This is a genomic window from Citrobacter braakii (genome assembly GCF_002075345.1).
GTDB lineage: Bacteria > Pseudomonadota > Gammaproteobacteria > Enterobacterales > Enterobacteriaceae > Citrobacter > Citrobacter braakii.
Genome location: NZ_NAEW01000007.1, coordinates 265241 through 278173, shown reverse-complemented (window position 1 = coordinate 278173; position 12933 = coordinate 265241). Strand labels below are relative to the sequence as shown.

At 51.7% G+C, this 12933-nt stretch carries 14 protein-coding genes; 9 read left to right on the top strand and 5 right to left on the bottom strand.

Annotation, left to right across the window (positions count from 1 at the left end):
* Positions 1–5: 5 nt before the first annotated feature.
* The 3 genes from aaeA to BZK42_RS17085 all read left to right on the top strand — a co-directional run bounded on the left by aaeA (position 6) and on the right by BZK42_RS17085 (position 3309).
* A complete protein-coding gene (aaeA, locus tag BZK42_RS17095; protein WP_016154711.1) occupies positions 6–938 on the top strand; it encodes a p-hydroxybenzoic acid efflux pump subunit AaeA in 933 nt (310 codons plus the stop codon).
* A 5-nt stretch (positions 939–943) separates the two neighbouring features.
* Positions 944–2911, top strand: a complete 1968-nt coding sequence (aaeB, locus tag BZK42_RS17090; protein WP_080859557.1) for a p-hydroxybenzoic acid efflux pump subunit AaeB — start codon at positions 944–946, stop codon at positions 2909–2911.
* A gap of 119 nt (positions 2912–3030) precedes the next feature.
* The gene (locus BZK42_RS17085; RefSeq protein WP_016154709.1) at positions 3031–3309 is read left to right on the top strand and encodes a barstar family protein; all 279 of its coding nucleotides are present in this window, start codon (positions 3031–3033) and stop codon (positions 3307–3309) included.
* 56 nt (positions 3310–3365) lie between these two features.
* Here the strand turns inward: BZK42_RS17085 and yhcN are convergent, their stop codons facing one another.
* On the bottom strand, positions 3366–3632 hold the full coding sequence (gene yhcN, locus BZK42_RS17080; RefSeq protein WP_003025165.1) for a peroxide/acid stress response protein YhcN: 267 nt from the start codon (positions 3630–3632) through the stop codon (positions 3366–3368).
* A gap of 375 nt (positions 3633–4007) precedes the next feature.
* Complete coding sequence (argR, locus tag BZK42_RS17075) at positions 4008–4478, bottom strand: transcriptional regulator ArgR (RefSeq protein ID WP_003025162.1); 471 nt, start codon at positions 4476–4478, stop codon at positions 4008–4010.
* Between the two features lie 436 nt (positions 4479–4914).
* On the opposite strand from argR, the gene mdh reads away from it, so the two are divergent.
* Positions 4915–5850 carry a malate dehydrogenase gene (gene mdh, locus BZK42_RS17065; protein WP_008785953.1) on the top strand — a complete coding sequence of 312 codons (936 nt, stop codon included), beginning with the start codon at positions 4915–4917 and terminating at the stop codon, positions 5848–5850.
* Between the two features lie 120 nt (positions 5851–5970).
* On the opposite strand, the gene degS is transcribed toward mdh, so the two are convergent.
* From degS to zapG, 3 genes are all read right to left on the bottom strand, one after another.
* Positions 5971–7038: an outer membrane-stress sensor serine endopeptidase DegS gene (gene degS, locus BZK42_RS17060; protein ID WP_003025154.1), complete on the bottom strand. Its 1068-nt coding sequence runs from the start codon at positions 7036–7038 to the stop codon at positions 5971–5973.
* 89 nt (positions 7039–7127) lie between these two features.
* Positions 7128–8495, bottom strand: coding sequence for a serine endoprotease DegQ (degQ, locus tag BZK42_RS17055; RefSeq protein ID WP_046276025.1), 1368 nt, complete (start codon positions 8493–8495; stop codon positions 7128–7130).
* Between the two features lie 168 nt (positions 8496–8663).
* On the bottom strand, positions 8664–9062 hold the full coding sequence (gene zapG / locus BZK42_RS17050; protein ID WP_003025147.1) for a Z-ring associated protein ZapG: 399 nt from the start codon (positions 9060–9062) through the stop codon (positions 8664–8666).
* A gap of 192 nt (positions 9063–9254) precedes the next feature.
* On the opposite strand from zapG, the gene zapE reads away from it, so the two are divergent.
* The 5 genes from zapE (at position 9255) to sspB (ending at position 12901) form a co-directional block, all read left to right on the top strand.
* Positions 9255–10382, top strand: coding sequence for a cell division protein ZapE (zapE, locus tag BZK42_RS17045; RefSeq protein ID WP_053390106.1), 1128 nt, complete (start codon positions 9255–9257; stop codon positions 10380–10382).
* Positions 10383–10600: 218 nt separating this feature from the next.
* Positions 10601–11029 carry a 50S ribosomal protein L13 gene (rplM, locus tag BZK42_RS17040; protein WP_003025141.1) on the top strand — a complete coding sequence of 143 codons (429 nt, stop codon included), beginning with the start codon at positions 10601–10603 and terminating at the stop codon, positions 11027–11029.
* A 15-nt stretch (positions 11030–11044) separates the two neighbouring features.
* Positions 11045–11437 carry a 30S ribosomal protein S9 gene (gene rpsI / locus BZK42_RS17035; RefSeq protein WP_003025138.1) on the top strand — a complete coding sequence of 131 codons (393 nt, stop codon included), beginning with the start codon at positions 11045–11047 and terminating at the stop codon, positions 11435–11437.
* A 316-nt stretch (positions 11438–11753) separates the two neighbouring features.
* A complete protein-coding gene (sspA, locus tag BZK42_RS17030; protein ID WP_003025132.1) occupies positions 11754–12392 on the top strand; it encodes a stringent starvation protein SspA in 639 nt (212 codons plus the stop codon).
* A 5-nt stretch (positions 12393–12397) separates the two neighbouring features.
* Complete coding sequence (gene sspB / locus BZK42_RS17025) at positions 12398–12901, top strand: ClpXP protease specificity-enhancing factor (RefSeq protein ID WP_047358534.1); 504 nt, start codon at positions 12398–12400, stop codon at positions 12899–12901.
* Positions 12902–12933: the final 32 nt, after the last annotated feature.

Below are 12933 nucleotides of genomic sequence, written 5' to 3'. Positions count from 1 at the left end.
TTGAAGTGAAAACACTAACAAGAAAACTCTCCCGTACGGCCACGACTCTCGTACTGGTCATTCTGGCCTTCATCGCCATTTTCCGCGCATGGGTGTTCTACACCGAGTCGCCGTGGACGCGTGATGCGCGCTTCAGCGCCGACGTTGTGGCAATAGCCCCGGATGTCGCCGGGCTTATCACTAACGTTAACGTTCATGATAATCAACTGGTGAAGAAAGACCAGGTCCTGTTTACCATCGATCAGCCGCGCTATAAAAAAGCGCTCGAAGAAGCGGAAGCAGACGTCGCCTACTATCAGGTGTTATCCCAGGAAAAACGCCAGGAGGCCAGCCGTCGTAACCGGCTGGGCGTGCAGGCTATGTCTCGTGAAGAGATCGACCAGTCAAACAATGTCCTGCAAACCGTATTACACCAGCTTGCGAAGGCGCAGGCGACCCGCGACTTGGCGAAATTAGATCTGGAACGTACCGTCATTCGCGCGCCAGCAGATGGCTGGGTGACTAACCTGAACGTCTACAGCGGCGAATTTATTACTCGCGGCTCTACGGCGGTGGCGTTGGTCAAACAGCATTCTTTTTATGTGCTGGCCTATATGGAAGAAACCAAGCTGGAAGGCGTCCGCCCTGGGTATCGCGCAGAGATCACCCCGCTGGGCAGTAATCATGTGCTGAAGGGCACCGTTGATAGCGTGGCGGCTGGCGTAACGAATGCCAGCAGCACGCGGGACGCAAAGGGTATGGCGACCATTGATTCCAATCTCGAATGGGTGCGCCTGGCGCAGCGTGTACCGGTGCGAATTCGTCTTGATGAGCAGCAGGGAACCCTGTGGCCTGCGGGGACTACGGCTACCGTCGTCATTACCGGCAAGCAGGATCGCGATGCAAGCCGGGAATCCTTCTTTCGTAAAATGGCGCACCGCCTGCGCGAGTTTGGCTAATCGTGATGGGCATTTTCTCTATTGCCAACCAGCATATCCGCTTTGCGGTAAAACTGGCGTGCGCGATTGTACTGGCGCTGTTCGTTGGCTTTCACTTCCAACTTGAGACCCCGCGCTGGGCGGTGCTGACCGCCGCCATTGTGGCGGCTGGCCCGGCCTTTGCCGCTGGCGGAGAGCCCTATTCTGGTGCTATACGCTATCGCGGCATGCTGCGTATTGTCGGGACATTTATCGGCTGTATTGCTGCACTGATCATTATCATCAGCATGATCCGCGCCCCGTTATTGATGATCCTGGTGTGTTGTATCTGGGCCGGTTTTTGTACCTGGATCTCGTCGCTTGTGAAGATCGAAAACTCCTATGCCTGGGGACTTTCGGGCTATACGGCGCTGATCATCGTCATTACCATCCAGGCTGAACCGCTGCTGACGCCGCAATTTGCGCTCGAACGCTGTAGTGAAATAGTGATGGGGATTGTCTGTGCTATTGTGGCCGATCTGCTCTTTTCGCCCCGTTCGGTGAAACAGGAGATTGATGTCGAACTGGACAGTCTGTTGGTGGCGCAGTATCAGCTTATGCAGCTGTGCATTAAGCATGGTGACAGTGAAGAAGTGGACAAAGCCTGGGGCGATTTAGTCCGGCGTACGGCGGCACTGGAAGGCATGCGAAGTAACCTGAATATGGAGTCCTCACGCTGGGGGCGGGCTAACCGCAGACTCAAAGCATTGAACACGCTGTCACTCACGCTCATCACGCAGTCCTGCGAAACCTATCTTATTCAGAACACTCGACCCGAACTGATCACTGATACCTTCCGCGAGTTGTTCAATATGCCGGTTGAAACGGTGCAGGATGTTCATAAACAGTTGAAGCGGATGCGGCGGGTGATTGCCTGGACCGGCGAACGCGAAACGCCGATCACGATATATAGTTGGGCAGGCGCCGCGACGCGCTACCTGTTGCTCAAACGCGGTGTAGTGAGTAATACCAAAATTAGCGCCACGGAAGAAGAGATCCTGCAAGGTGAGCCAGTAGTGAAGGTGGAGTCTGCCGAGCGCCATCATGCGATGGTCAACTTCTGGCGCACCACGCTTTCTTGTGTGCTGGGAACTTTATTCTGGCTGTGGACCGGATGGACCTCCGGCAGCGGCGCAATGGTGATGATTGCGGTTGTCACTTCGCTGGCAATGCGTTTGCCCAACCCGCGCATGGTGGCAATAGACTTTATTTACGGTACGTTGGCGGCGTTACCGCTCGGGGCGCTCTATTTCCTGGTGATTATCCCCAATACGCAACAAAGCATGTTGTTACTGTGCCTGAGCCTGGCGGTGCTGGGGTTCTTTCTGGGTATAGAGGTACAGAAACGACGGCTGGGATCAATGGGGGCGCTGGCCAGCACTATTAATATCATCGTGCTGGATAACCCGATGACCTTCCACTTTAGCCAGTTCCTTGACAGTGCGCTGGGGCAAATTGTTGGCTGCGTGCTGGCATTTATCGTCATTTTGTTGGTGCGCGATAACTCTCGTGACAGAACGGGTCGCGTGTTGCTCAACCAGTTTGTCTCGGCGGCGGTTTCAGCGATGACCACCAACGTGGTACGTCGTAAAGAAAACCATCTCCCGGCGCTTTATCAGCAGCTGTTTTTGCTGATGAACAAATTTCCCGGCGACCTGGCGAAGTTTCGCCTGGCGCTGACGATGATCATTGCGCATCAGCGCTTGCGCGATGCGCCGATACCGGTAAACGAGGATCTATCCGCGTTCCATCGCCAGCTTCGTCGCACTGCGGATCACGTGATTTCCGCAGGCAACGACGACAAGCGCCGACGCTACTTTAGCCAGCTGCTGGAAGAGCTTGAGATCTATCAGGAGAAATTAAACATCTGGCAAGCTCCACCGCAGGTGACCGAGCCGGTAAACCGACTTAGCGGGATGCTGCACAAATACCAGCATGCGCTGACCAGTAATTAAGAGTTGGAAACCGACGCTAAAAGCGTCGGTTTTTTTATGGCTATACTTACCTGAAAATGCAGGAGGTTCCTGCATATTGATGGTCTGTAGAGTGACTGGCGTCGGGATGGTGGCTATAGATGAACATCTATACATTTGATTTTGACGAGATAGAAGACCAGGGGGATTTCTACCGTGAGTTTACGCGCGCGTTCGGTCTCGCCCGGGAAAAGGTGGTTGATTTAGATTCTCTGTGGGAGGTGGTTATCGGGGACGTTTTACCGCTGCCGCTGGAGATTGAATTTGTTCATTTGCCGGACAAGTTACGCAGGCGATACGGCGCGCTGATTTTACTGTTCGATGAAGCGGAAGAAGAGCTGGAAGGACAGCTGCGCTTTAACGTTCGTCACTCAATGTAAGGCATAAAAAAGCCCCCGGCAGGCGGGGGCAAGTCGTCGGACTAGACGACGAGGGTTTATTTGTAGAGTTCTGCAGTCGCGTGCCAGTGAGCGCCTTCACGGAGTTCGGTGACGCGATAGCTGCTGGCACCCGCTTTTTCAGCTTTAGCGGCGATAGCCTGACGCATGTCCATTGGTGAGCTACCGATCTGAGATACGGAGATGCTGCCCATGGATTGCAGGTTCTGTGCTTCTTGTGAGTTCACCTGAGTCACTGCGGCGCTTGCACCGAAAGAGAGAACAGAAAGAAGGCTTAAGGTTGCAATAGTTGTTTTGATTTTCATGATATTTACCTCGTCGAATTCTTTTATTGGGGTCTGCGTTTCGTGACCCTCATCACAAAATCAAGTATACACTAATCACTCGATAAATTAATACCACGCTAATTGTTTCTATGCGGATTAAGTATTAAGAAAAATATTTTTTATAACAAAACGGAATTAAAAATAGGGTTTTAAGCATCAATTTTATAATAAATTCAATTAAATCATTGAGATATGAATTTTTGCAAAATGTGCGTTTTTAACTCTTCATATTCGCTATGTGAATGACTTTTGACGGTTAAACGCACCATTTGTTAAATCAATGGCAGTGGATAATAGAGGGAGGAGGGTGGATATAGAGGTTTTTCCCCGCCGCGAGGCGACGGGGAGGAAGTATTACAGCTCTTGTTCAAACAGTTCCAGAATGGCTTCGTACAAATCTTTTACCGTAAAACCCTTAGCTGGGGTGGTGAAGATGGTATCGTCACCGGCAATTGTACCCAGAATACCTTCCGCTTTACCTAATGAGTCCAGCAGACGTGCAATCAACTGAGCAGCGCCAGGGCTGGTATGAATAACCACAACTGCATCGTTGTAATCGATATCCAATACCAGATTTTTCAGTGGACTGGATGTTGTAGGTACCCCTAACTCTGCCGGCAGGCAGTACACCATTTCCATTTTCGCATTGCGGGTACGCACGGCGCCGAACTTGGTCAGCATGCGAGAAACCTTGGACTGATTGATATTATCAAAGCCCTGATCCTGCAACGCGAGGACGATTTCGCCCTGAGAGCTGAACTTTTCTTCTTTAAGCAGCGCTTTAAACGCCTTTACTAATTCTTCTTGTTTTGCCGAGCTTCGCATAAGTCACCCGTAATATGGCGGTAGAAACAACATTATTGTGCATACAGATGAATTTTTATGCAAACAGTCTGCCTTGTTCAAGGCTGAAATAATGTTATGAAAGAGCGGAATTTTATCAAATTTCGTTATCAAGAAACATGCCTGTGTCACGGCTCGCAAATAAGGTTAAAAGTAAATTAAATGTTATCAAATTGATGTTGTTTTGAGAGGTGGGTAGGGTATATTGTCAGCACCTGTTGGAAAGTTGCTCTACTGTGCGGGTGGTTTTGAATTACGTAACTTAGGTTTTATTTTACGTAAGTTAAATGCATAAAAGCCAAATTTGCGTGACTACGCATTCTTGACGCGTGGTTGTTGTATTCGTTGGATTTGTGAATTAAGGTCGCCGCCGCGGAGCAATAGACACTTTGCTTATCAATATAATAAGGAGTTTAGGATGAAAGTTGCAGTCCTCGGCGCTGCTGGTGGTATCGGTCAGGCGCTAGCATTACTGTTAAAAACCCAACTGCCTTCAGGTTCAGAACTCTCCCTGTACGACATCGCTCCAGTAACGCCTGGCGTGGCCGTTGATTTGAGCCATATCCCTACTGCTGTGAAAATCAAAGGCTTCAGCGGCGAAGACGCTACCCCTGCACTGGAAGGTGCTGATGTGGTACTGATCTCTGCGGGTGTCGCACGTAAACCGGGTATGGATCGTTCCGACCTGTTCAACGTTAACGCCGGTATCGTGAAGAACCTGGTGCAGCAGGTTGCTAAAACCTGCCCGAAAGCATGTATCGGTATTATCACCAACCCGGTGAACACGACCGTTGCTATCGCTGCAGAAGTGCTGAAAAAAGCAGGCGTATACGATAAGAACAAACTGTTTGGCGTGACCACGCTGGACATCATCCGCTCCAACACCTTTGTTGCGGAACTGAAAGGCAAGCAGCCTGGTGACGTTGAAGTCCCGGTTATTGGCGGCCACTCTGGCGTGACCATTCTCCCGCTGCTGTCACAAATCCCTGGCGTGAGCTTCACTGAGCAAGAAGCGGCTGACCTGACCAAACGTATCCAGAATGCGGGTACAGAAGTTGTGGAAGCTAAAGCCGGTGGCGGATCTGCAACTCTGTCTATGGGTCAGGCTGCAGCACGTTTCGGCCTGTCACTGGTTCGCGCGCTGAGCGGCGAAAAAGGCGTGGTCGAATGTGCTTACGTTGAAGGCGACGGCCAGTATGCTCGCTTCTTCTCTCAGCCGCTGCTGTTGGGTAAAAACGGCGTAGAAGAACGCCAGTCTATCGGCAAGCTGAGCGCATTTGAGCAGAGCTCGCTGGAAGGTATGCTGGATACGCTGAAGAAAGATATCACCCTGGGTGAAGAGTTCGTTAAATAACGCCTTTATGTAGGCCGGATGGCGGTGTTTAAGGCTTTATCCGTCCTACAAATATCGCGAATTTGACGCATAAAAAAACCGGAGCTATCTCCGGTTTTTTTACATCATTTCGTTTGTGATTTAGTTTGTAGCCGGGTATTCCTGAATCGTTACCTGCAGCGTCAACTGCTTGTCATCACGCATCACGACAACAGAGATAACCGAACCAGGGCGAATCTCTGCCACCTGGTCCATGGTCTCCAGCGCAGATACCGCCGGTTTGTTATTGACCGAAATAATCAGATCGTTAACCTGAATTCCAGCCTGTGCTGCCGGACCGTCTGGGGCTACTTCGTTAACTACAATCCCCTGAATTTGATCCATCCCGCCGCCCTGGGCGTGCAGTGGCGCAATTTCGCGACCGCTGATGCCGATGTAGCCACGAATCACGCGCCCGTCACGAATCAGCTTATCCATGATTTTGGTTGCCAACTGAAACGGAATAGCAAAGCCGATCCCTTCCGGGGTTTCGCCATCGTTGCTCTTATCAAATGACAGCGTGTTAATACCCATTAACTCGCCCAGCGAGTTGACCAACGCGCCGCCGGAGTTGCCGTGGTTGATGGAGGCATCCGTTTGCAGGAAGTTTTGCCGTCCAGTCGGGTTCAGGCCAATACGACCGGTGGCGCTGATAATCCCCTGAGTGATGGTTTGCCCAAGGTTGTACGGGTTACCAATGGCGAGGACGACATCGCCGATGTGCGGCACGCGTTTGTTATTAATTGGAATTGTCGGCAGTCCGCCAGTCGCGTTGATTTTCAGCACCGCAAGATCGGTTAACGTATCAGAACCCACTAGCAGCGCTTCGAATACACGCCCATCCTGCAACGCGACGATGATTTGGTCGGCATCATTAATGACGTGCTTATTGGTAATGATATAGCCGCGCTGATCCATGATAACGCCTGAGCCGAGTGTGCGGATCTCAAGCTGGTTATGTGCTGTGCTGTTCATACTACGGTTATAAACGTTAACGACGGCAGGCGCTGCACGGCGAACCGCCGGGTTATAGCTGGCGGGCGTTTCATCTGCACTGTCGAACTGTGGCGCGGTAAGCGTATTTATTTTTCGCAGAGAGGGCATCGCGGCCAGCAGAATAGCGCCGACGATTAAACCAATCGCGACCGAACGTAAAAGCTTCACAAACATGATGGCGGCGTCATTAATAAAGGGAACGGCAGCAGCATATCACGAGTTTACCGGACATCACACGGGAGGCTGATGTCCGGTTGCATGCGTTAACGCAGGAGCAGGTAAATACTCTCGTTACCACGAACTACCTGCAGAGCGATGATCGACGGTTTCGTTTCCAGCACTTTACGCATTTCGGCGATCGAGTTTACACGATCGCGGTTAACGCCAATGATAACGTCATCTTTATGCAGACCGGCCTGCGCGGCTGGGCTACTTTTTTCAACGTTATCAATTTTGATGCCTTTGGTGCCGTCTTTAAGCTGACCGTCACTGAGCGTAGCCCCTTGCAACGCAGGAGCAATCATCTCCGCGCTGGCGGACGATGATGTACTGGTATCCAGGGTTACTTCAACCTCCAGCGGTTTACCGTTACGCAGCAGGCCCAGTTTGACTTTGGTCCCTGGTTCGGTTGTCGCTATGCGTGAACGCAGTTCGGCGAAGCTGTTGAGCGGTTTGCCGTTGAGGCTGGTAATGACGTCACCAGACTTCACACCTGCTTTTGCGGAGCCAGAGTTAGGCAGAACCTCGCTGACAAACGCGCCGCGCTGCACGTCCAGTTTGAACGCTTTGGCGATATCGGCGGTCATTTCGGTGCCTTTAATTCCCAGCAGACCACGTTTGATTTCACCAAACTGCATCAGTTGCTGCGCCAGCGTGCGTGCCATATTGCTCGGGATCGCAAAACCAATACCGATGCTACCGCCGCCGGGGGCCAGAATCGCGGTGTTAATGCCAATCAGCTCACCATTGAGGTTTAGCAACGCGCCGCCGGAGTTACCCCGGTTGATGGAGGCATCGGTCTGAATAAAGTTTTCCAGACCTTCCAGGTTCAACCCGCTGCGACCCAAAGCCGATACGATGCCGGAGGTGGCCGTTTGCCCCAAACCAAACGGGTTACCCACGGCCACCGCGAAATCACCGACGCGGAGTTTGTCGGAGTCGGCAATGGCAATTTGCGTCAGGTTGCTGGGGTGTTGAATTTGCAGCAGAGCGATATCGCTCTGGTCGTCGCTGCCGATAAGCTTAGCGTCGAACTCACGGCCATCGTTAAGCTGGACGCTGATTTTTTGCGCCTGATTGATGACGTGATTATTGGTCAGGACGTAGCCTTTGGCGGCATCAATGATGACCCCGGAACCCAGCCCTTCAAAAGGTTGTGCAGGTTGATCGGGAAGTTCATCACCAAAAAACTTTTTGAACTCTTCCGGGACTTTCTGCCCCTGAGCGGCGGTGCCTTCGACCCTTACGCTCACCACGGCAGGTAACACTTTCTCCAGCATCGGTGCGAGGCTGGGGAGCGCAGCCTGGCCGGGAACCTGGCCGGGAATCGACGCTGCGGCTGGGAATGGCGCCGAGAGAGTTAACCCGACACTTAACGCTAATGCACTCAACAGCTGGGTTTGTTTTTTCATGGATCCTGCTCTCGTACCTTGAGTAAACGGAAGATGATTCAAAACAGTTTGATGTTATTGAATTTTCGGTTTGGTCACAATGAGGCTAACGACTAAATAATAGCTGGGACAGGAAGAGAAGCGGAGGGCGCAATTGCTGCGCCCAATAAATTTTTTAACGATGTGCAGTTAGTCGCGCTTTGCGCCACTACGCAGCAGGCCAGATGCGCCTTCAGAATAGTCACGCGGCATCTGAACCGGCGCCTGATCGTTACCCGCTTCGGATTCTGCCAGACGATTACGGAACGGATTATTTTCCGGTGACATACCCGGCAGCAGGTTGCTGGAGCTTTTCGCCATATGCTGGTAGATCTGACGATAATCGTCCGCCATGTTATCCAGCAGTTCAGCGCTGCGGGCAAAGTGGCTCACCAGCTCTTCGCGGTACTCTTCCAGCTCAGCTTTATTTTTTTCCAGTTCGTACTGCAATGCCTGCTGTTGGCGTAATTTACGATTACCAAAACGCATGGCTACAGCACCAATAATGATACCGACGACTAACCCAATTAGCGCATATTCCCAGGTCATGAACATCTCCCGTTGTCTTGTGTTTCCGTAGGGTGTTGGCTTTAGGCTCCATGCCTGCGCCTGATTATGCCACTATAACCGCTAATCCCGTAGAAGTGGAATCCCGTGTTTATATCACGTAATGTAGAACGGCCTTTTTTTCGTCAACCGTGAGCGACGGCACATCGATTCTCAAGGAATAACAATAACATCATGCAAAGCCTTTCCCCGACATCGCGTTACCAGCAAGCCCTCAAAGACGGCAGTCATCAGCCCGACAACGTACAACAAGAAGCAGTGAATCGACTGGAAACAATTTTCCAGGCGCTTTCGACGCCAGCACGTCCTGCGCCGCAGGAGAGCGGACTGATGGCGCGTTTTGGCAAATTGCTGGGAAAGCGTGAGTCACCGACCAACGCGCCAGTGCGTGGTCTGTATATGTGGGGCGGAGTCGGGCGAGGAAAAACGTGGCTGATGGATCTGTTCTTCCATAGCCTGCCGGGCGGGCGTAAACAGCGTTTGCACTTTCACCGTTTTATGCTGCGTGTCCATGAAGAGCTTACGGCCCTGCAGGGGCAGAGTGATCCGCTGGAAATCATTGCCGACCGCTTTAAGGCTGAAACGGACGTGCTGTGCTTTGACGAATTTTTTGTTTCTGACATCACCGACGCCATGCTGCTCGGCGGTCTGATGAAGGCGCTGTTTGCCCGTGGTATTACGCTGGTGGCAACCTCCAATATTCCGCCTGATGAGCTGTATCGCAACGGTTTGCAACGCACGCGTTTTCTTCCTGCCATTGATGCCATCAAACAGCATTGTGACATCATGAATGTCGATGCTGGCGTCGATTATCGTCTGCGCACCTTAACGCAGGCGCATTTGTGGTTGTCGCCACTGAATGAGGAAACCCGCCAGCAGATGGACAAGCTCTGGCTGGCATTAGCGGGAACGAAAGGTGAACACGCTCCGACGCTGGAGATCAATCATCGTCCGATGCAGACGCTGGCCGTCGAAAACCAAACGCTGGCGGTGTCGTTCACCACGCTCTGTGTCGATGCGCGTAGTCAGCATGACTACATTGCGCTATCGCGTCTTTTTCATACGGTGCTGTTGTCTGATGTGCCGGTCATGACGACTCTGATGGAGAGCGAAGCGCGGCGTTTTATCGCACTGGTGGATGAGTTCTACGAACGCCACGTTAAGCTAGTGGTCAGTGCGGCCTCACCACTTTATGAAATTTATCAGGGCGAGCGTCTGAAGTTTGAATTTCAGCGTTGTTTGTCGCGTTTGCAGGAGATGCAAAGCGAAGAGTATCTGAAGCGGGAACATTTAGCCGGTTAAACCTGCCGCAAATCACATAAAGGGGTCGATCTTTGACCCTGACTTCTCTATAATCTTGCGACCCCACGTTACGAGAGAGTTTTTTTCCCAAAACTTTCTATGCGCCGGCATAGGCTATTCGAAGGGGTAGGTTTGCTGGACAATGTCGTGTGAACCTCAACTGACAAAACGTTTGGGTGTTCACCAACGTGTAACTTATTTATTTGGGTAAGCTTTTAATGAAAACTTTTACAGCTAAACCAGAAACCGTAAAACGCGACTGGTATGTTGTTGACGCGACCGGTAAAACTCTGGGCCGTCTGGCTTCCGAACTGGCTCTGCGCCTGCGCGGTAAGCACAAAGCGGAATATACTCCGCACGTAGATACCGGTGATTACATCATCGTTCTGAACGCTGACAAAGTTGCTGTAACTGGCAACAAGCGTACTGACAAAGTGTACTATCACCACACCGGTCACATCGGCGGTATCAAACAAGCGACCTTTGAAGAGATGATTGCTCGCCGTCCTGAGCGTGTGCTTGAAATCGCGGTTAAAGGCATGCTGCCAAAAGGCCCGCTGGGTCGTGCTATGTTCCGTAAACTGAAAGTTTACGCTGGCAACGAGCACAACCACGCGGCACAGCAACCGCAAGTTCTTGACATCTAATCGGGATTATAGGCAATGGCTGAAAATCAATACTACGGCACTGGTCGCCGCAAAAGTTCCGCAGCTCGCGTTTTCATCAAACCGGGCAGTGGTAAAATCGTAATCAACCAACGTTCTCTGGAACAGTACTTCGGTCGTGAAACTGCCCGCATGGTAGTTCGTCAGCCGCTGGAACTGGTCGACATGGTTGAGAAACTGGATCTGTACATCACTGTTAAAGGTGGTGGTATCTCTGGTCAGGCTGGTGCGATCCGTCACGGTATCACCCGCGCTCTGATGGAGTACGACGAATCCCTGCGTGGCGAACTGCGTAAAGCTGGCTTCGTTACCCGTGATGCTCGTCAGGTTGAACGTAAGAAAGTCGGTCTGCGTAAAGCACGTCGTCGTCCTCAGTTCTCCAAACGTTAATTGTACTCTGCTTCGGCAGACAACAATTTGCGAAAAAACCCGCTTCGGCGGGTTTTTTTATCGTTACTGCTCTCCGTATAACCACGGTAATCCGCTGATTGCCACCTCTTTTTCCCCATTTCAAGAATCGACTCACCACAAAGGTCACAAAATCTGGTAAACTATCATCCAATTTTCTGCCCAAATGTCCGGTATCGTTCATTTTTTGTTTGTATTTTGAACAGTAATGGCTTTCCCGAATATGGGTGACATCACTTCTGGCTGGCCACTTAGTGGCTGGTAGCAGTAAAAATTCTGAATATACCTGGAGGTTTTCATGGCTGTCGCTGCCAACAAACGTTCGGTAATGACGCTGTTTTCTGGTCCTACTGACATCTATAGCCATCAGGTCCGCATTGTGCTGGCTGAGAAAGGTGTTAGTTTCGAGATTGAGCATGTGGAGAAGGACAATCCACCGCAGGATCTGATCGACCTCAACCCGAATCAGAGCGTACCGACACTGGTGGATCGTGAGCTGACCCTGTGGGAATCTCGCATCATTATGGAATACCTGGATGAGCGCTTCCCGCATCCGCCGCTGATGCCGGTTTACCCGGTTGCGCGTGGTGAAAGCCGCCTGTACATGCAGCGTATTGAAAAAGACTGGTACACGCTGATGAACGTCATCGTGAACGGTTCTGCTTCTGAAGCCGAAGTCGCGCGTAAGCGTCTGCGCGAAGAACTGCTGGCAATTGCACCGGTATTTGGCCAGAAACCTTACTTCCTGAGCGATGAGTTCAGCCTGGTAGACTGCTACCTGGCGCCGCTGCTGTGGCGTTTACCGCAGCTGGGCATTGAATTCAACGGTGCAGGTTCGAAAGAACTGAAAGGGTACATGACTCGCGTCTTTGAACGTGATTCTTTCCTGGCTTCTCTGACTGAGCCTGAACGTGAAATGCGTCTGGGCCGGGGTTAACCTGTATGGATTTGCCACAGCTAACACCACGCCGTCCGTATCTGCTGCGCGCATTCTATGAGTGGTTGTTAGACAACCAGCTTACGCCGCACCTGGTGGTGGATGTGACGCTTCAGGACGTGCAGGTTCCTATGGAATATGCGCGTGATGGGCAAATTGTTCTGAATATCGCACCGCGTGCGGTGGGTAACCTGGAACTGGCTAACGATGAAGTGCGCTTTAACGCGCGCTTCGGTGGTGTGCCGCGTCAGGTTTCTGTACCGCTGGCGGCAGTTCTGGCAATTTATGCTCGTGAAAATGGCGCCGGTACTATGTTCGAGCCGGAAGCCGCCTACGACGAAGATGTCGCCAGCTTAAATGATGACGACAACGACGCAACTGGTTTTGAAAGTGAAACGGTCATGTCGGTCATTGATGGCGATAAGCCTGACAATGGCGACGACAACGATCCGGATGACACTCCGCCGCCGCCTCGCGGTGGGCGTCCAGCGCTACGCGTAGTGAAATAAAAAACAGGCCCTTTGGGGCCTGTTCTGTTTTC